Annotated in this window: 15 protein-coding genes and 1 pseudogene; 10 read left to right on the top strand and 6 right to left on the bottom strand. The window is 55.0% G+C overall.

Annotated elements, in window-relative coordinates; translation table 11 throughout:
- Positions 1–7: 7 nt before the first annotated feature.
- The gene (gene folD / locus LKE90_RS12770) at positions 8–898 is read left to right on the top strand and encodes a bifunctional methylenetetrahydrofolate dehydrogenase/methenyltetrahydrofolate cyclohydrolase FolD (RefSeq protein WP_291494759.1); all 891 of its coding nucleotides are present in this window, start codon (positions 8–10) and stop codon (positions 896–898) included.
- A 177-nt stretch (positions 899–1075) separates the two neighbouring features.
- Here folD and LKE90_RS12775 read toward each other — a convergent pair whose 3' ends face one another.
- From LKE90_RS12775 to LKE90_RS12800, 6 genes are all read right to left on the bottom strand, one after another.
- Positions 1076–2116: a helix-turn-helix transcriptional regulator gene (locus tag LKE90_RS12775; RefSeq protein ID WP_291494758.1), complete on the bottom strand. Its 1041-nt coding sequence runs from the start codon at positions 2114–2116 to the stop codon at positions 1076–1078.
- A 36-nt stretch (positions 2117–2152) separates the two neighbouring features.
- Entirely contained in the window at positions 2153–4366 is a 2214-nt protein-coding gene (eutB, locus tag LKE90_RS12780) for an ethanolamine ammonia-lyase subunit EutB (RefSeq protein ID WP_291494757.1), read from the bottom strand.
- Between the two features lie 26 nt (positions 4367–4392).
- The gene (locus LKE90_RS12785; protein ID WP_291494756.1) at positions 4393–5820 is read right to left on the bottom strand and encodes an ethanolamine ammonia-lyase reactivating factor EutA; all 1428 of its coding nucleotides are present in this window, start codon (positions 5818–5820) and stop codon (positions 4393–4395) included.
- A gap of 179 nt (positions 5821–5999) precedes the next feature.
- Positions 6000–7988 (bottom strand): ABC transporter permease, encoded by a 1989-nt coding sequence (locus tag LKE90_RS12790; RefSeq protein WP_291494755.1) that lies wholly within the window; start codon positions 7986–7988, stop codon positions 6000–6002.
- A complete protein-coding gene (locus LKE90_RS12795) occupies positions 7985–9022 on the bottom strand; it encodes an ATP-binding cassette domain-containing protein (protein WP_291494754.1) in 1038 nt (345 codons plus the stop codon). The genes LKE90_RS12790 and LKE90_RS12795 overlap by 4 nt, the downstream gene beginning before the upstream one ends.
- A 67-nt stretch (positions 9023–9089) precedes the next feature.
- Complete coding sequence (locus tag LKE90_RS12800; protein WP_291501517.1) at positions 9090–9989, bottom strand: ABC transporter substrate-binding protein; 900 nt, start codon at positions 9987–9989, stop codon at positions 9090–9092.
- A gap of 467 nt (positions 9990–10456) precedes the next feature.
- On the opposite strand from LKE90_RS12800, the gene LKE90_RS12805 reads away from it, so the two are divergent.
- The 9 genes and pseudogenes from LKE90_RS12805 to LKE90_RS12845 all read left to right on the top strand — a co-directional run bounded on the left by LKE90_RS12805 (position 10457) and on the right by LKE90_RS12845 (position 20369).
- A complete protein-coding gene (locus LKE90_RS12805) occupies positions 10457–12691 on the top strand; it encodes a DUF1989 domain-containing protein (protein ID WP_291494752.1) in 2235 nt (744 codons plus the stop codon).
- Positions 12692–12748: 57 nt separating this feature from the next.
- Complete coding sequence (locus tag LKE90_RS12810) at positions 12749–14125, top strand: NAD(P)-binding domain-containing protein (protein WP_291494751.1); 1377 nt, start codon at positions 12749–12751, stop codon at positions 14123–14125.
- A 196-nt stretch (positions 14126–14321) separates the two neighbouring features.
- Positions 14322–15455 (top strand): aminomethyltransferase family protein, encoded by a 1134-nt coding sequence (locus LKE90_RS12815; RefSeq protein WP_291494750.1) that lies wholly within the window; start codon positions 14322–14324, stop codon positions 15453–15455.
- Between the two features lie 43 nt (positions 15456–15498).
- Positions 15499–16044 (top strand): dimethylamine monooxygenase subunit DmmA family protein, encoded by a 546-nt coding sequence (locus tag LKE90_RS12820; protein ID WP_291494749.1) that lies wholly within the window; start codon positions 15499–15501, stop codon positions 16042–16044.
- A complete protein-coding gene (locus LKE90_RS12825) occupies positions 16037–16987 on the top strand; it encodes a PDR/VanB family oxidoreductase (RefSeq protein ID WP_291494748.1) in 951 nt (316 codons plus the stop codon). Before LKE90_RS12820 ends, LKE90_RS12825 begins: the two co-directional genes overlap by 8 nt.
- Before the next feature lie 11 nt (positions 16988–16998).
- Positions 16999–18042 carry a heme-dependent oxidative N-demethylase family protein gene (locus tag LKE90_RS12830; RefSeq protein WP_291494747.1) on the top strand — a complete coding sequence of 348 codons (1044 nt, stop codon included), beginning with the start codon at positions 16999–17001 and terminating at the stop codon, positions 18040–18042.
- 731 nt (positions 18043–18773) lie between these two features.
- Complete coding sequence (locus LKE90_RS12835; RefSeq protein WP_291494746.1) at positions 18774–18953, top strand: hypothetical protein; 180 nt, start codon at positions 18774–18776, stop codon at positions 18951–18953.
- Positions 18954–19029: 76 nt separating this feature from the next.
- On the top strand, positions 19030–19188 hold the full coding sequence (locus tag LKE90_RS12840; RefSeq protein WP_291494745.1) for a hypothetical protein: 159 nt from the start codon (positions 19030–19032) through the stop codon (positions 19186–19188).
- A gap of 388 nt (positions 19189–19576) precedes the next feature.
- Positions 19577–20369 (top strand): annotated as a pseudogene (locus LKE90_RS12845) (IS5 family transposase).
- The last annotated feature ends 13 nt before the right edge of the window (positions 20370–20382 follow it).

Here is a 20382-nt window from a genome sequence, read left to right on the forward strand (position 1 = left end):
TCCTGTTATGGTCTCAGATGTCAAGCTGATTGATGGCAAAGCTTTCGCTCGCAGATTGCGTCACGACATTCGTGATCAGGCACAGGGATTGCATGCGCGACATGGCGTTTTGCCTACGTTGGCGGTGGTAATGGTGGGAGAAGATCCTGCCAGCGCCGTGTATGTTCGCAACAAGATCAGGGCGACGGAAGAGGCCGGGATGCGTTCAGTGTCACATCATCTGCCGAAAAGCACGGCGCAGGATGAACTGCTTGATCTGATCGCAGGGCTGAACGCCGATGAGTCGGTGCATGGCATTCTGGTTCAGTTGCCACTTCCTGAGCAGATCGATCGAGATGCGATTCTGGACGCGATAAATCCTGAGAAGGATGTAGACGGCTTTCATATCGTCAACGCGGGTCGTCTGGCGGTTGGCCGACAGGACGGGTTCATTCCCTGCACACCCATGGGCTGCATGATGCTGCTGCGCTCCGTTGTGCCGAACCTGAGCGGACTGCATGCCGTGGTCATCGGCTGTTCGAACATTGTGGGTCGCCCCATGGCGCGTCTGCTTCAGCAGGCGGGCTGTACGGTGACGGTAACGCACCTGAAAACACGTGATGTCGCCGCGGAAACACGTCGGGCGGACATCATTGTCGTGGCTGCCGGTCACGCGGGACTGGTGCGGGGAGACTGGGTGAAGGAAGGTGCCATTGTCATTGATGTCGGCATCAACCGCGTGGATACGGTATCGGGATCACGATTGGTGGGAGATGTGGCGTTCGATGAAGTGAGCCCGCGTGCGGCGGCAATTACGCCAGTGCCCGGCGGTGTTGGTCCGATGACCATTGCCTGTCTGTTGCAAAACACGCTTCAGGCGGCAAGACAGTTTGCGACGGGAGCGGTTGTTATTGAGTGAAATCAGCTCGACTGAAGGACACTGTTATGCAGTGGAGAATTTAACGAGTGAATTGATGTCAGAAAATAGTATGTATTTTTGAAGGTATCTGTCTGCAATGGCAGGATATTTTCCATAATCTTATAAAGTCATGAAGAATGATTCTGGATAAAGCATTTTTTGATCCAGTCTCTTCTTTCAGCCATTTATGGAACGGGAAAGATTGATAAGAGCTCGCTCGGAAGTTACGCCTGCTTTGCGGTACAGGCGGAGCCGGTGATTTTTGACGGTGCCCTTGCTGATTCCCAGATGCTGCGCGATTTCTCCTGTGCAACGACCCTCCAGAATCAGGTGCAGAAGGTCACGCTCGCGCGGGGTCAGATGCAGAGCTTTATGCGGCGGATCATCGGATACTGTGCGGGAGCGAGTTGGACTGAAAACCAGCAGCCGGCCTCCCGGTGCAAGCATGCAGTCTTCAGGAAGCGTCACAAGGCGTAGGACAAACTGTTCCGGTTCCGTGTGACAGGTCTGGCCGGGCGCACCCAGAAGTTTGTAAATGGCGTGGAGCAGGACGGGGCCGTGCTGTTTCTCGGCTTCTTGCCAGGCGGGATTACCGTACAGACGATTGCCGTGCCGGTCGAGCACCAATGAGCCACATGCCGAGCTGCTGTCTTCACGAGTGTTGCTGGTGCTGAAATTGCGAAGAGTCTGCGTGACATGAGCACGGTGCAGACCATTGAAAAGCGGCTGGATAAGATGGGCGAGGTGTAACTCATCACTTGTGAAAAGATTTTCCCCTTTCTGGAGAAAAAGCATCACACAGGCATTGTTCTGTACCGGAAGAAGAAGTCCGAGTTCATCGGAAAAATCATGTTTTTTCTGAAAGATTCTGGTGTATTCATCAGGCTTTATGGACGAATCAAGGGTGGAAAGAGTGACTGCCGAGGCCTGTGTCTGGCGGCGCCACAGGTGCCAGAAAGGGTCAAAACACCGGAAAGTGGAATTATAATCGGTCGTCACACTGGAGGCGACATCATTTGTATGCAGGACGTTCGGCAGTACTCCTGGCGCATAGACGATGATCCAGGCGGCCTGATTGGGGATGAGAGAAGCCAGCAGGCCGAGCATCCGTCTATGAAAGTCCGGTTGTCCGATCTGGGCTGCGACATCACCGGTGGCGGAAAGCCAGCTTTCAGGAAGCGTTACACATTCTGGGGTGTTTTCCAAAGGTATTGCCATAACGCTTCCTCCTTTCGTCGGCCGGTAGAGGATCCATCACGCTTCAGACAGCACAGGCTCACGTGGCGCCGAAGTCTTCATTGCTTCCAGACGATTGCCAGCAGCGCAAGTTTTCAGGATACGCACCGCTTTTTCTGCAATTATACTTCCGGCTTCCAGAGGCGGCAGACCACCGTCATAGATGTTCGAGATGACGGAATATTCGTAGCTCATGTCACTGTTGCCGCTATAGGCGCGTGCTTTTGCAAGCGACTCTTCATCGGCAAGCCGGTAGGCGAAGTAGGCCGACATGCTGCGGGACGCCCTTGCGTCTCCACCCGGTCGTTCTCCAATCAGGCTGATGACGAGCTTCGGCTGGAGCAGTTCGCCAACGGCTTCTGCGACCTTGACCCGCCCGAAAGGCAGAAGAATGGGTTGTCCGACAGACAGACCGTGCGCGAGCAGACCATCCAGCAATATAGGCAGAAGGTCGGGAATGTTGTGATGAATGGCTTCGGCGCTCAGCCCGTCGGAAACGACGATCTGTACGTCCATGCCTTCCGGAGCAAGGTCGACGATGCATTCTTTATCGAGATAAGCGCCAATATCGGGATTGCCGAGATGTGTCTGTTTGTCGGATGCGCGGGTTTTCAGGCGTCGGAATGTCAGATCGGGCAGACGCGCCTCATCAAGTTCGGCGGCGATGGCCTGCCGTCCGATGGCAAGATTGGCGCGGATTTCGCGTGAGACGTGATTGGCGGGTCTCGGGCCGGCGGAATCAAAGCCGTAAGCGGCGGGGACACGCTCCAGAAGGCGGTCGAATTCAGACTCCGAACCGCAGAAGATGCGGGGATTGCCCCAGTTCGGTCCGCGCTCGATCGTGCCGTCTTCCATCTCCGTGAAGATGCCACGCGTTTTCGCCCACGCGAGATACTCCGCCGCTGGCCGCGCATTGTGAATTTCACGCAGTGTCTGGTCATCGTGACCGGATGTGTCGAAATAGGCGAGCATGCGATCGACTGTCAGAAACACGTCCATGAAGTAGTTCGCACCAGCCGCCGCCAGCAGTTCGGTGGCGATCTGATGGCCTTCGATCGAGATGTCGGAATGCATGGTGTAACAGGGGGCCATGCCCATCGGGAGGCCCATCAGTTTGCCCATGAAATGATCCTGTAAGTTTGAAAGGATCATCTCGATATTGTCGAGATGGGTCTCGGGGCCGATGAAGCCCGTTACATTGTTGACCATGAAGGGGTCATACCGGCGGGCGAGGCCGTAACACAGCGCCTCGCAGGTGGTCATGTCCATGTCTTCATGCTTGGCGTAGGTCAGTTCGCTGCCCTGTCCGGTCTCGAAGTACATGAACTGGCTTGTCGTTTCACGAAGCGGCCCCTGTGTGGCCATCAGATGATAGGCTTCATCGAGAAGATCGACGGTTACATCGAACTCGTCCGTCAGGGTGCGTTCGGTGCCAGCCAGACTCTGGAACAGGATTTCCAGAGGCGCGCCATCCTGTAGACTGGCCATCTGGGTTTTCATGTGCGCCAGAACGCAGATCTGGGTGGGCGCTCCTGTCTCACGACGTAGACGGTCGAGATGGGTCAGTAGAGCCGTCACGTTCTCGACGGTGTCGATGGAGGGGTTGATACCCAGCAGTGCGTCGCCCGAGCCCATGGAAAGTCCCGTGTAGACAAGCGCGGATACACAGGAGAGATCGTCGGTTGGATGATTGGGCTGAAGCCGTGAGGACAGGGTGCCTTGCGCACCGACCAGAGTGCGGGCCTGCGCCGAACGCTTGGCTTTGCGCGCCACGAGAATCAGCTCGTGTACATCCATCAGCTTGGCGAGAGCCGCTGCCATCACGCCGGTAAGACCTCGCCCCAGACGGCGGACTTCAGGGGCTGCGGCCCGGAGCAGCAGATCCTTGAGTTCGCCGACTGTCAGCGTGGCGATGGTTTCGAACGCCTCCCGGTCAATGTCGTAATTCACCCGCATGATGGAATCTATGCGTCCATCGGTGGTGGTGAGTGGGTGGTCATGGATGTGCTGTAGCGTCAGACCGGAGAGGATGGCGCGTGCGGCCTCCCGTGTCATTTCATCCGCCGCAGTCAGAGCGGCCATACGGTCACCGGCCTTGGAAATGTCGGCGGCTCCCAGAAGCGCTTTCAGTCCATGAAAGGTGAAGGCGCGATCCATGAGACTGATTGTGTAGTCCTCATCGGGAAGGGGCGCTGGTACTGCAATGTCCGCGAGAGAAGTCAGCGTAGCCATGGGAGCAGTCTCCATTATCGGTTCGGTCAGCTCATGCCGTAGAAGGACACGGGAAACACGATGTTGTGTGGCCGCCCGATACGGACGAAACGGGCGTCGCGGACAGGCATTTCATCAAGGACCATCAGGTTGACGGGCAGCGTGCCCCAGCGGGTGATGTAACTGCCCAGTGTGTGACCGATATTGTGGTCGGTCAGGATGATCAGCGGGAGTTCGGACGGCAGCAGGGCTTCTTCCAGTGCGGTCGCGATGCGCTCTCCTGTTGCGCGAATGGTTGCGAGATCCGGAGGCGTGTCGCTGGTCAGTCGCAGGCACACGCCAGCGGGATGTCTGCGGGCGATGGTGAGAAGGTTGTTCAGACGACTGACGGAGGTCCGCATATCGAATGTGCCGAGGATCGGGAGATCCCGTAGTGGCAGGCCAATCTTATCGGAGTGAAAGACCGTCGCGCCTGAGATGTCGGTGCTGTGCATGGTCAGACCGTAAACGGTGGCCCGTCCCTGATTGGCCGGAACGGCCCGATGCAGATCGCGGGAAAGAAGGGGAGACGCCATGATCCCCCGCGCCAGATCGACCCCGAGATCGCCATAAAGGGCGCGTGGCGGCAGATTCTGTCCGTTCAGGGTGGCGTAAATCATTTCGCCGACGCCGCCGGAAAAGGTCAGCAGGGTGGAAGGGGGTAGGGACGGGGTGAACGGACAGTCTTCGTGGAGCGCTCCGCAGGCGCTGCTGAAACTGGCGCGTGATCCTTGGGCGATGTCTTCCAGCGCACGGACATACCAGTGCGTGATACGCTCGATATCCTGCTCGGAAACACTATCGCCCGGCACAAGCGATAAACCGAGGTGATCGCACAGGGCGGCGCCAAAGGGCGAGAGTGAGATGAGTGTGGTGCCGTCGCCGCCGAACTGGAAGTGGCGGGCACCGATAGAGTGACAGCCCGCCGCCATAACCTGTCCGTTCATGCCAAGCGCTGCATTGGTTGTGCCGCCGCCAATATCGAGATTGAGCACGCCGGTATTGGTTTGGTGCCACGACAGCTCGGCGCATCCCCCCATGAAGGCGAGCCAGGATTCCAGCATGGGGTCGCGCGTCGTGGCGACAACGGCTGCGCCAATGCGGGATTCCACGACTTCTGTCAGGGCGATGGCGTTGTCCTGTCGTGCAGCGAGTCCTGTAACGATCGCGCCGCCGGAAAAGATGCTGTCACGATCAGGCGTGATGGCATCCAGCCAGCTGTCGAGCAATGCGTCGATTGCTTCGATGTCGAGCTGCTGATCGTCCCGAAAAGGAGTGAAACAGGCTTCCGAACGGTAGCAGAGTTCAGGTTGGTTAAATTCCATGCGACCGGTGACGCAATTCAGGGAGAGACGCGCGTGCGCGGCCATCGCCCGACTAGTTGTCGAACCGAAATCGAAGCCTGCGAGAAGGACTGTGTCTCCGGCCAAGGTCATGCTCTGGCCCCTGCGGTATCAGTGGCGGCAACAATAGACTTATCATTATCATACTGCAATGAAAACCCCGTCGAACGATTGTTTCCGATTATAATATATTCAAAATTTTTCATGATGTTTCGTGTTATTGCGATAGAACTGGAAGCTGGAGTGAGACAAAATTTGTTCACCAGAAAGACCTACGAGCCGGGTTGCCGGATCGACTGTCGGATAAAGCGGTCGGAAATCATGCCGATGACCGCTACACATAGACCCGCGACCACGCCCTGCCCGACATCAGCTTTGGAAAGGGCGGCGTAAGTGACCTGTCCGAGATCGCGCGTGCCGACAAGCGCGGTGATGACCAGCATTGAAAGCGCCAGAAGGATCGTCTGGTTGAGGCCCAGAAGCATGTCGGGAAGGGCATGGGGCAGGCGGATGCGTCGGAGAATCTGCCCGCGTGTGCAGCCGGTCATGATCCCGGCTTCGATAAGGGAAGCCGGCACCTGACTGATCCCGTGCGCCGTGTAGCGGATGGCGGGAGCGATGGCGTAGAGCACGATACCGATCATCGCTGTAAAATCGCCGACACGAAACAGCATGACGATGGGGATGAGATAGACGAAGGCCGGGAGCGTCTGGAGCGTGTCGATGAACACTTCCACGCTTTTCATCAGCCAGGAGCGCTGTATGGCAAGGACTCCCAGCGGCACCCCGAGCAGCATGGCGATCATGACCGATACACCGCAGAGATAGAGTGTGATCATCGCCGGTTGCCACAGTCCCACGACAGCCATGAAACCGCACATGAGACCCACGGTCAAGGCGAGACGGATGCCCCCCATCCATAGTCCGGCCAGCGTTACGACCGCCACGACCCATGGCCAGGGCAAGGCGAGCATGAAGCGCTTCACCGGCATGAGGACGTGCAGCAGCATGAAAGTCTTGATCACATCGAGCGGATCGTGAAAGTGGATATTGATCCAGGAGACCAGATCATTCCAGAACGGGCCGGTAGAGAGACGTGCGCTGTCGGGATAATGGGCGATCGCTGGCCAGAGGGCGGCAGCGACCCAGAGCAGTCCTGCCAAGACGAGAGCACCTGTGACAGGAAAGCGCGGGTGTGAGCTTTTGGGGACAGCGCGTCGTGTATCAGGCACAAGCGCCTGTGCGAAACGGTCGAGCATCACCGCCAGAACCGTGATCGCCAGACCGGCTTCGAGACCACCGCCGATATCAAGCCGTCGCAGAGCGCCAAGTACGTCCCAGCCCAGACCACCCGCGCCGATCATCGACGCAATAATCACGACATTGAGCGAAAGCATGATGACCTGATTGACCCCCACCATCAGTCCGGGGAGGGCCGTTGGCAGAAGGATACGCCATGTCATCTGGCGACGGGTGCAGCCTGTCATGCTGCCCAGTGAACGCAACTCGTCAGGCACGCCCTGAATGGCGACAATCGTGACGCGGACCATCGGCGGGATGGCGTAGATAACGGTGGCGATCATGGCGGAGACAGGGCCAAAGCCGAACAGGATCAACATCGGCAGGAGATAGGCGAAGACCGGCATGGTCTGCGCGACGTCGAGCAGCGGAGAGAGAAAGCGACCAAAGATGGCCGACCGGACGCACAGAAGTCCGAGCGAGAGACCACCCGCAGCGCTGAGCAGGGCCGCCACCAGCACGGAGGCGAGCGTGACCATGGCGCTGGTCCATTGTCCGAAGACCACGAGATAGAGAAAGCCGATCGTCATGCCGACGGCAAGACGCCATCCGCGCAGCGTCCATGACAGGGCCGCGATGGCTATGATCAGGGCGAACCATGGTACGGGAGGAAACAGCATCACGGCTTCCGACCCTTCGCCTTTCAGGATGCCGGTCGCCAGCACCATGGAGGCCAGTTGCAGAGGCAGATCGAGAAGAAACGAGAGCGCGCGGGTGAAACCGGAAACAGTTAGCGGTCCCAGATGAGCCTCCTCTGTCAGCCAGTGCATGAAAGCGGAAATCCAGTCCGCCAGTGGCAGACGCCATTCGGTAGGGTATTTCTGCACCCAGCGAGGAAATATGGTGCGCGGCAGTTCGGCCAGAATGAAGCTCAGAATGATGATGATCAGCCACAGCAGGTGGCGCAGAGTGACCGGCTTGCCGGAAATGATACTGGTCGGGAAGGTCGATACTTTTTTCATGCGTCGACTGCCTGATCATCCGGACCGATGAGGATGTCGAGCAGCATGGTCCGGTCGATGGCGCCAACGATTTCATCGTTTTCAATGACGGCGAGAGGCAGGGAAGAGGCATCAAGCTGACGGACAAATGAAATGACCCGGTCTGTTGCGTTGACCTCACCACCAAAAGGACCGGCAGGAGGAGGGGCTGTCATGATGGATCGGGCGGTCAGAATATGGGCGCGCGGCGCATCCCGGGTGAAGGCGCGCACATAATCGGTTGCGGGACTGACGAGCAGTTCCTCCGCCGTGCCGATCTGCTCGACCTGCCCGTCTTTCATGATGGCGATGCGGTCAGCAACGCGCACGGCCTCTTCGAAATCATGCGTGATGAAGACGATGGTTTTTTTCAGCATGCCCTGAAGGCGCATGACTTCGGCCTGCATTTCGCGGCGGATCAGCGGGTCGAGGGCGGAGAAAGGCTCATCAAGGAACCACACGTCAGGATCGCCAGCAAGAGAACGGGCGATGCCGACACGCTGCTGCTGGCCGCCGGAAAGCTGGGCGGGAAACCGGTGTTCGCGGCCTTCGAGCCCCACCAGACGGATCATCCGCTGTGCGATTTCCTCGCATTCCGCGCGTGGTCGTCCCTGAATTTCCAGAGGAAAAGCGACGTTGCCGAGCACCGTAAGATGTGGCAGCAGCGCGAAATGCTGGAAGACCATGCCCATCTGGTGACGGTGTATCTGGATCAGGTCAGCTTCGGAAAATTCGAAAAGATTCTTGCTTTCAAAAAGAATCTGGCCCGCTGAGGGCGGAGTGAGGCCGGCCAGGCAGCGTAACAGGGTTGATTTTCCTGAGCCGGAGAGGCCCATGATGACAAAGGTCTTGCCCCGTTCAATGTCGAGATCGACATTGAAGATTGCAGGTGTAATACAGGCTTCCTGAAGCGCCTGCACGTTGTCAGTGGTCAGATGGCCGTCTGTGACGAATTCGGATGCACGTGCGCCATAGAGGCGGCTGACTTTCCGGCAAGCCAGTACAGGATGCTGCATCAGGTCTCTCTTCTGCGGAAAAGGGATTCCTCCGGCAGTGCCGATGGGACTGCGCGGAGGAAAGATGTTACTTACTGAGCCAGGTCTTCCACACGTCTTCGTGCTTGTTGACCCAGTCCTGAGCCACGTCCTCGACTTTCTCGCCGTTGAGGTCCACGCGGGCATCAAGTTCACCCATGGTTTTGTTATCGAACTTGTAATTCTTGATAATGGCGTAGGCGCCCGGCCACTTGTTTTTCATGCCTGACCAGACAGCTTTCCAAATGGGACCATAAGGCTTGCCACAGTCGTACTTGGCGTCCTTGTTGATTCCCCAACTGGGATCTTCGTAACACCCCGGTTCATAACGAGGGAATTCAACAAACTCACCTTTGTATTTGATAGGCACCCAATGCGGTGTGTAGATCCACAGAATGATGGGGGCCTTGCGTTCGTAGGCGCTTTTAAGCTCGGCGAAGAGCGCGGCGTCGGTGCCCGCATGCACGACTTCAAACGGAAGATCGAGCGCTTCGATACGTTCCTCGTCATGACCGCCCCAGGTCGAGGGACCGCCGAGATAGCGTCCTTTGGGGGCAGTTTCAGGAGTGCTGAAAATCTCGCTACATTTTTTCAGGGCTTCCCAGTTGGGCAGGCCCGGGCATTTTTCCTTCATGTATTCCGGAAACCACCACTCTTCACGAGCCTGCATTCCGGAGGAACCCAAATCTTCCACTTTGCCGGTTTTGACCGCAGCCTGAAGAGCTTCCTGCGCTGTCGTGGCCCAGACCTCAGGTGCGACAGTGAGGTCACCGTTTTCCATGCCACTGAACTGGGCGAGGTAATCGGCTGGTACATAGTCGATGTTGTATCCAGCTTTTTTCAGAATATCGCCCATGATGTGAGCAGTTATCAGTTCACCCGTCCAGTCATTGAGTGTGATCTTGATCGGATCGTGGGATTCTGGCGCAGCGACGGCGGAGCGGCCCATGAGGCAAAGACCGCCAAGCAGTGAGATGCAAAGCAGATTTCTGATCATCATTTCATGTCCATAATGATATTGGACAAACCCTAGTAAACGCAAGACAGAATCAGCAACAGGTATTTCTTATATAAGATATATTTATATTCGGGTTTAGATAATTCTTCTGTTCACAAGGCGTGATGTGGTGTTTTTTTATTTTAAAACAATGATGTAGAGAAAAGTTGAAAAACACGAAACCCGTGATGCATGTTTTTATCAGAAACGGATTCGCTCGTTTGCCCGGATAGAATCTTTGTTTGTTCTGTCAAAAGCTCTTTTTAGGAGATGAAAAGATGGAGTGTGATCGTTGTGCTCATATGAGAGGGGGATGCCTCTGTCGTTCAGGATGAATGGTGCCAAATGGCACTATTGTTATGGACCCCATCGCATGCTTGTTTTCATTTCAGATCGGAAACGTATCGAGGGCGACGATCATGACCGCGTTTCTTGTGAAAGCTCCGCAAAGATCTTCCCATCGGATCAACGGTGGGGACAGCGCCCGGAAGTTTCCGGTAGCAGCAGGTGAGCGTTTCGAAGTTCTGGGCGTTGATGGAGGACAGACGGCTGTCGTGTTTGCTCCACAGGGTATGCTGAAATGCTCTTCGGGAGAAGAAACCGCCCCCGCCTTTTCCAGTGAGGCATTGTCCCGGTTTCTGGATGGAGAAGAAATCTCCTTCGTTATACTGGACGCAGAAGCAGTGCCCGGAGAGAGTGTCAGTTTCACGGTGCTGCGGGATGGAGACATTGTCGTCGAAGTTCCTGCGGACGATATGCTGCCTGAAAATTCCGATGCTCCCGGGCGTGTGGATGTAGCGATTTATGCGGCTTCCGCCACGTCACGTCTGCCTGCTCCACTTGGACCCGTCCTGCAGGAAATCCACGTGCCAGCGGCCTCGGCTGTAAGTTATCGTGTCCGGGAGGGCGACTACATCCAGATCATCGATGTCGATGGTCGGCAATGCTCCGATTTTCTCGCGTTCGATGCTCTGGCTCTGGAAGAGGGGAGGACGTTCGGGCTGGATGCGACGGCCACCCGGACTGTGCAGGGAAGCGCCATGCCGACACCGGGACTGCATGCGAAGTTTCTGAATGAACACATGCAGCCGATGGTCGAGATCGTACAAGATACGGTGGGTCGTCATGATGCATTCCTTCTGGCCTGTACCGCCAAATATTATGATGACAGCGGTTATCCTGGTCATGACAACTGCACTGAAAACTTCAACAGGGTACTTGAAGTGGAGGGAATTGTTCCCCGCAGTGGGTGGCCGGCCATCAACTTCTTTTTCAATACGCAGGTTCTTGAATGCGGTACGATCGTGGGCGAGGAGCCGTGGTCCCGACCCGGAGACTATGTGCTGCTCAGGGCGGAAAGGAATCTCGTCTGCGCCTCTTCATCGTGCGCTGATGACGTGACGTCCGCAAATGGCTGGACGCCTACTGATATTCATATCCGCATTTACGACCGGAGCAACCGTTTTCCGAAGGGGGTGACGCATCGCATGACACCCGAATCTCCACCTGTCATGACACGCCAAAGTGGTTTTCACGATCGTCTTGAAGCGCTGGGCGCGAAGTTTGTCGAATATAAAGGCTTCTGGCTGCCATCCTGTTTTGAAGGCTACGGTCCGGTTTCCGAATACTGGGCCTGCCGGACAAAAGTCTGCGTAATGGATCTGTCGGCTCTCCGTAAGTTCGAAATCACAGGCCCAGACGCCGAACTGCTGCTCCAGATAGCCGTGACACGCGATATCCGTAAACTGGCTGTAGGGCAGGTAGTTTATACAGCGCTATGTTATCCGCATGGCGGCATGCTGGATGACGCAACCGTGTTCCGTCTGGCGCCGCAGGCGTTCCGGCTTGTTTGTGGCGATGATTATTGCGGTGAATGGCTTTGCAATCTGGCGGATGATCGAGGACTGAATGCCCGCATCCGAGCTTCCACCGACCAGTTGCATAACCTTTCTGTGCAGGGACCGGAGAGTCGGGAGATTCTGGCGTCGTTGATCTGGACCTGTCCCACACAGCCGGACATCGTGTCCCTGAAATGGTTCCGCTTTACCATCGGACGCATCGGTGGCCCCGAAGGCATTCCTGTTGTGGTTTCACGAACCGGTTACACGGGAGAGCTTGGTTATGAAATCTGGTGTCACCCCCGGCAGGCTTTCGCCGTATGGGATGCGATCTGGAAAGCCGGAAAACCGAAAGGGATGATGCCCCTCGGACTAGAAGCTCTGGACTGGCTGCGTATCGAAGCCGGACTGGCTTTTGCCAGTTACGAGTTCTGTCCGGAAACGGATCCATTTGAAGCAGGTCTTGGCTTTGCCGTGCCTGCAGCCAAGACCGAGGATTATGTCGGTCGTGAAGCTTTGGGGCGGAGACGTGAAAATCCGCGGCAGTGTTTGGTCGGATTGGAAAGCCACATGAATGACAGGCTTGATCATGGAGATCCTGTCTATTCAGGTCGAGCCAGGGTCGGTGTCGTGACAAGCTCATGTAGTTCTCCCGTTCTGGGAAAAAACATTGCGCTAGCACGTGTCGATGTATCGGTGACGGAAATCGGAAAGGAACTGGAAATCGGAAAACTTGACGGGTTTCAAAAGAGGATACCGGTGAAAGTTACATCTTTTCCGGCTTATGACCCGAAAAAAACACGAGTCAGATCCTGAAATATAGCCAGAAACAGGTTTGCGAGCCAGATCGTCCATTAAGGAGCATCCACGAACATGACAAGAAAGCGGGTAGCAGTCATTGGAGCAGGTCCAAGCGGACTTGCAGCGTTGAGAGCGTTCAGCACGGCGCGCAGGCAAGGACATGATGTTCCTGACATCGTCTGTTTCGAGAAGCAGTCATCAGCGGGCGGTATCTGGAATTATACCTGGCGTACAGGGCTCGATGAATATGGAGAGCCCGTGCATGGCAGCATGTATCGCTTTCTATGGTCAAATGGTCCGAAGGAAGGACTTGAATTCTCTGATTATTCCTTTGAAGAGCATTTTGGCCGTCCAATCCCGTCTTATCCGCCTCGTGCAGTGCTTCTGGATTACATTCTGGGCCGTATGAAGCGTGATGATCTGCAGGGTGACATGCGTTACAGCACACCGGTAAGGGATGTGCAGTGGGATGCAGATGCGGAACACTTCATCGTGACAGTCGAGGATCTTGCGAACGACCATGTTTATTCGGAATGTTTTGATTACGTCATCTGTGCTTCCGGTCACTTCTCTACCCCTAATGTCCCGAGCTTTCCGGGTTTCGATCTGTTCCCCGGTCGTATTCTGCATGCCCATGATTTCCGGGATGCGAATGAATTTGCCGGCAAGGACATTCTTCTGATCGGCAGTTCGTATTCTGCGGAGGATATCGCTTCCCAGTGTTACAAATACGGAGCGAAGTCGATCATCTTCTCCTATCGTTCCCGTCCTTTGGGTTTCAACTGGCCGGAAGGTTTTTCAGAGCATCCTCTTCTGGAGAAAGTCGAAGGAAATACAGCTTCTTTTAGTGATGGAGAAACCCGCAAGATAGACGCCATCATTCTGTGTACCGGATACAAGCACCATTTTCCTTTCCTGCCGGATACTCTGCGTCTGAAAACAAATAACCGCCTGTATCCACTGTCTCTGTACAAGGGTGTTTGCTGGATCGATAACCCGAAGCTGCTTTATCTCGGGATGCAGGATCAGTACTACACATTCAACATGTTTGATGCTCAGGCCTGGTTTGCCCGTGATGTGATCATGGGACGTCTTGAACTGCCCACGGCGGCAGACATGACGGCGGATACGCTTGTGTGGCGCAAGCGTGAAGAGGCGCTTGAAGACGCTTATCAGGAGATCGATTTTCAGACGGATTACGTACGCGATCTGATGAAATACACTGACTATCCGCCGTTTGATCTCGATAAGGTGGCGGAAATCTTCAAGGAATGGAAGCACGACAAGGTTGACGGTATCATGACCTTCAGAGACCGCAGTTATCCGTCCGTCCTGACCAGTACAATGGCGCCCCCGCATCATACGGTATGGATGAAGGCGCTTGATGATTCTCTTGAGGCCTTTCTATCTCCTGTGGCCGAACCCGAGCGCAAGGTCAGCGCGGGCTGATACGATTCAGAACATCAGTTGCATCTTGGCTGGTGTCCTGAAAATCTTCGAAAGATCGTTTCTGTTTATATGAAGATCTCGTGTAAGGAAAACTTATATATCCGATAATGCAATCGGACTGCATGATTTTCCCTATGGTATTTGTTGCGATGTCAATTCGAAATGAAGGCTCGGTGAGCCGGGAGAAGTTGCAAACATGACCACAAGCTGGCGTTCAAGCACCCTTGCCGATCGTCACCGTGTCCTCGGCTCCGGTCTTGAAGACTGGAACGGCATGGCGACGGCCTGGAGTTATTCCACTGACGTGCGGGATCATCACGTCGCCGTTCGTACGAAGGCAGGCCTGATGGATGTATCAGGTCTGAAGAAAATCCATCTTGTCGGACCGCATGCGACGGCAATTCTTGATTATACAACCAGCAGGAATCTTCAGAAGGTTACCCCAGGTCGCTCGGTTTACGCGACTGCCCTCAATGATTCCGGCAAGTTCATTGATGATTGTGTTCTCTATCGTACCGGACCCAATAGCTGGATGGTGGTGCATGGGGCCGGATCGTTGCATGAAATGTTGTCACAGGCGGTTGTGGGACGTAACGCCGCGATGCTGTTCGATGACGATTTGCATGATCTGTCGCTTCAGGGGCCGGTGGCGGTGGATTTTCTTGAGCGTCATGTTCCCGGAATCCGTCAGTTGAATTATTTTCACCATATGCAGACCACACTTTTCGGTGCGCCGGTCATGATCTCCCGCACGGGTTATACCGGAGAGCGCGGGTATGAGATTTTCTGCAAGGGCGTGGATGCACCACTGATCTGGGACAGCATTCTGGAAGACGGAAAGGGCGACGGAATCGTGCCGGTATGCTTTACCGCGCTCGACCTGCTGCGTGTCGAAAGCTGTCTTCTTTTCTATCCTTATGATAATTCGGAAATGTATCCGTTTGAGCAGGAACTGGCTGGTGACACGTTGTGGGAACTGGGCCTGAATTTTACCGTCAGCCCCGGCAAGACGTATTTCCGTGGTGCCCCGGCGCACTTCGCGCTCAAGGGAAAAGAACGTTTCAAGATTTTTGGTTTGCTGCTGGATGGTGATGTAGCGGCAGGAGAAGGTTCAGTTGTCTATGATGGTGAGCGCAAGGTTGGCGTTGTCACCTGCGCCATGGTTTCGAAACTGACGGGAAAATCGATGGCGCTGGCGCGGATGGATGTGCCCTACGCCATTCCGGGAAAACATATTGTGGTAATTTCCGGAGATGCGGAACTGGCGGGTGTGACGCACATTCTGCCGTTCGACGATCCCGAGAAAAAGAAACGGACGGCAAAGGGATGAAATCCCATTTCATCATGATCCTGTTGGAAAGGAAAAAGGTCTTATGGGAACAAGTGAGCTTCCGTATCGGCCTCTGACCTTTGATCCCGATGGACGACGCCATTTGTTTGTCCGTGAAAACGCGGTGCTGGCGTTGCCAGAGGGGGAACGGCCTTCCCTGTTCGAAATCTGGACTATCGAGCATAGTAGTCTGGTAAAAATTGATCCCAACACCTGCGATGTGCGGATGCGGTCCATCGCCGATCTTCTGGAAAGACTTGCATATCGTCTGGCTCGCGAAAAAGTGGGGCTCAGGCTGTATGCTGCGGGGCAGCCGGTTTTTCTCGGTCAGGTGGCAAAACTCGCCGATGACGCCGGTCTGTGTAGTAGCGAAATCCTTCTTGGTGTGCCCAGTGGCTCTGAACGACGGGTGTTCTGCGTGCATTGCGACACGCTTCATGATGGGGTGAGCGGCGACAAGCTGATGTGTCGCGGATGCGCCACGGAACTGTCTGTACGTGATCATTACTCCCGTTCTCTCGGCGCCTATATGGGAGCGGGTGAACCGGCTGTGGTTGTTGAAGCGATGGAGGTGATGACACATGGCTGAACGAGTGGGGTTTGCGGCATCCATTGAACGCGTCGAAAGTCTGACACCGACATTGCGACGGTTTGTGCTTGGGGTGCAGGAACAGACATTCCCACCTGTTTCACCGGGCAGTTATGCCGCCCTTGAATTCGGGGATGGTGAGAAGGTCTACAAGAACGCTTATTCCATCGTGGAATGTTCGGAAGATGGTCGGGAACTGACAGTGATTGTCCGTCTGGCGCCGCAGTCACGGGGAGGGTCTCGGTTCCTGCACGAAAAAGGGCGACCGGGACTGCCAGTGTGGATCGGAAGTGTAGCGAACCTCTTTCCAATTGTGAAAACAGCACGGCGGCACGTGCTTCTTTCCGCCGGGATAGGAATCACTCCCTTTCTTTCCTATTTAAAGAAACTGCACTCAGTCGGGGCGGATTACACACTGCACCATTTCTGCCGTGCAGAAGAGCGTCCGGCCTTTGAAGCATTGCTGGCCGGTCATGATCAGGCACGGGTTCTAGTGCATACCGGATTGCCCTCCGAAGTAGGTCTTGCCGACTGGCTGCAGGATGAGGCGATTGCGACCCATGTCTATTTCTGCGGACCTGAAGGGTTCATGAAATGGGTGGAGGAAACCACGTGCCGGTGTGGTTTTGCTCCGGAGAAAGTGCATTCCGAACATTTCTTCGTGCCGGAAGGCGGGCGGCCGTTTGAGGTCGTTCTTGCCCGTAGTGGCCGCAAGATAGTGGTCAAGGGGGATGAGACGCTGCTGGAAGCCCTGGAGCAGGCGGATGTGGACGCGCCCTGCATGTGCCGTGGTGGTGCCTGTGGCGCCTGCGCCGTGACAGTGCTCGACGGACAGCCGGATCATCGTGATCACGTGCTTACGGAGGCGGAACGTGCCTCGGGCAAAGTCATTCTTACCTGTGTGTCCCGTGCGAAAACGGACATGCTCACTCTTGATCTTTAAGGAGACCAGTCATGAGCGGCCAGGCGCATATCCGGGATAGTTACCGTCCTCCCTTCCATGTCGAAAATAGTGAGGAAACCATTCTCCGTTTCCCCTTTCCATTTCCAGAAGATACTTACATTTATTCGATGAATATCGAACCGCATGTGCGTGGCGGTCCGGTGGACTCTATGAGTCACACATTCGATGTCGATGAGCATTATTTTGGCGAGTGTGCCGAGAAAGCACGTATTCTTGCGGAAGATCCCAAACGTTGCATGGTGTTGCCGCATATGCGTGATGCGGAATGGGATTTTCTCGAACTCGGCATGGACAGTCTGTCAACAGACTATCCCGAGCATTTCACCCTGAAAAAAGAGGGCAATGACTGGCACTGGGAAAATCATCTTTTGGACATTAGCCAGTCCTTCGTGTTCGGCGATGAGACCACGCTTCCGCAACCCCCTTTCGAATATATGGCGCGTCAGATGCAGGGAGATTTCACACTTCAGGATCAGCGCGAAAACGACCTGTGGATGGACGGTGGTATGGTCACATCGCAGGCGGACTGGTCCCTGAAATTCGATATGGGCATGTCCTTTCGTCAGTGGCATGCGCCAGTGCCCAAAGCTTCTGAAATGGGAATTTTCGACCGTGGTCTCAGGTTTCTATTGATGCTTCAGTATGGACGACCTGTCAGGCGTCTGAACTGGACTATGACAATCAATCCCCGCCTTGATACCTCGCCGGAAAATTACATGATCTGGGGCGAGGATCGCGCCTCGGTCACACCTGAAAACGTGGCGGAAAAAGTGCATCTGCGTGTGGAGCTTCAGACGCTCTACCGTCTGCCGCGTTCAAATGCGATTCTCTTCGCGATCCGCTGCTACCTGCTACCGATAAAGGACATCATGACAGTGCCGAAGTGGCGGAAGCGTTTACATCGTGTGCTTCGTGACCTTGATCCGGCATTAGCTTCCTATAAAGGGTTGGATCTTTATCGTCTCACCATTGTCGAATTTTTGCGTTCGTATGATGATGGTGCGTCGTTATCAGTGGGCATCCAGTCTGTGTAAAATCTTGGTTTCAGGATGTGCCGTAATTTAAGCAAGAGAATTGCGACGATGGGTCGAATGGCTGCGAGAAAAGTTGATTTCAGCGTGTCGTAGCGAATTACGATGCTTCTGGGCAGCTTCAGTAATGTTCCCTTTCTGCTTCGGTGTCAGGGATAGGAGCGATCATCTTACCTGCGGAGTCGATGTTCGCATGGATTTTCGACGTCATACCGGCGGGTTCCTGTCTCTTCTACACCAGAAAGTGGAAGAAAATATCATATATCGAACAGGATTTATGGTGCCGTAGTATAAGCCGTAATATAACTTGTGCCAACGGTTATTTCTTTTGACCGATAGATGGTCGGATTGTCTGACATATAATCCACGCTCACCACGAGAAAGCGGAGAAATAACCGGCGCACCACTCTCCAGGCACTCGCTAATGTACTATAGTAGGCCACATACGATCTTGCCAGCGCGTATCACATCCTCCCAAACTCCATGCCGGACGTGCTGGTGGGAAAGGAGCCTGACGTAACACTGACCGATGATCAGAAGGCGCTGACCAAACGTGCCAGTCAGACGGTGTTCAATGAAATTTGAGTCTTGAAACATCCATCACCAGCGGCAAATCCCTGACCAAGACAGCAGTTTCAGGGGCACAGACTGACCTGGCATCCTTCACCGCCTGCTGGTCTGGATTGAAGCCGGGCAGACGCCCGACGCATGTTCGGAAATTGGAGAAAACTGATATGAACACAGCAGAAATCAGCGCACTCCTTGGCACTCTCGGCGCCGTTGTTTCTCTGGCCGAGAAATACGGACCGGAGGTCTACACGACCGTCATCAATGCTTTCGGGCAGACCAAGCGCGGCACAGGCCTGACTTCGATTCCATCTACCTGCCTGCTCACGATGCGGAGCGGCGGCTGATTGAAGTGGAACGTCGCGACATCGACCATCTCAGACGCGATCGTGACTGGTGGAGGGATTATGCCCGCGCCTGGTGATGGCAGGCGCGGCCGCTGGTCAGGGCTTATCCCCCGCCGGTTCCCTGATGTTTGATCTTGTCTCCATCCTCCTTGGCGCTGTCGGCGGTATTGTGTCAGTCCTCGGGTTGACATGGACGACAATCAGGGCGCGTCGGAAGGGTGATCCGTTTGGGTGAGATTAAGGAATGGAGAGATCGATGTTCAAATGAACATCTACGTAGCCTGTGGAGAAACCAAATTTCCTTGGAGTATCAATGGCGTCCCATAGGGGATATATCCCCAAATTACCTACAATATTGTAGATATAAGGAAAATTACCACAACATCCTGTGTTATCGACAATGTATACTCTCTATGTAACACACAGCACGAAAAACGAGAAATCTTTTCAGGTTCGTCTTTAAGCTGATGCTGAACCGATAGCGTCAAAAATATTACTCTGCACCATAAGCTCCCCCTGTTCCCTAGGGCGTGTCGTCAGTTAGGGGGCGGTGCCCTGAGGCTTGTACTTCCACCTGATCTGTGATGTTTTCTCTCTGTTTTTGGAGCGGGGGAGAGCTGTGGATGCGACGGTATGGTCTGAGCGATGGTCAGTGGGCTCGGATAAAAGACCTTCTCCCTGGTCGTGAAGGTCATGTCGGCGGTACGGCCGCGGATAACCGTTTGTTTGTGGAAGCGGTTCTGTATCGCTACCGCGCAGGCATTCCCTGCGTGATCTGCCGACCCGTTTTGGAGACTGGAAGAACGTCCACCGGCGACTGCGCCGCTGGTGCGAAAGCGGTGTGATCGAGCGCATTTTCCGGCATCTGGCGGCTGACCATGACAACGAATACATGATGATCGACAGCACGATAGTCCGTGCTCACCAGCATAGCGCGGGCACCCGTAAAAAAGGGGCGCGGATCAGGCCATCGGATGGTCCCGTGGCGGACTGACTACAAAAATCCACGCTGTTGTCGATGCCGCGGGAAAAGCTGTGACGCTATCCCTGACGCCAGGGCAGAGAGCGGATATCACGGAAGCAGGCCCCTTGCTGGACGAAGTCGGTCCCGAAGCCATTATTGCCGACAAGGCTTATGATGCTGACCCGCTTATCGAAAAGCTCGAAGAACGGCAGATCACACCGGTTATCCCATCAAGAAGAAACCGACGTCATTCACGGAAAATCAGCTTCTCACTTTACAAAAAGAGAAACGAAATCGAACGGTTCTTCGCCAGACTGAAGCAGTTCAGAGGCATTGCAACACGATACGACAAGCTGAAATCAACATTCCTCGCAGCAGTGCAACTCTCCCCACCATCATCGGAATTAAATGACAACACACCCTATGCTGTAGACTGTAAGCCGGCCGGTTGATTCAGGCTTGAGG

Source organism: Acetobacter sp. (assembly GCF_022483985.1).
In the GTDB taxonomy this organism is placed as follows: Bacteria; Pseudomonadota; Alphaproteobacteria; order Acetobacterales; family Acetobacteraceae; genus Acetobacter.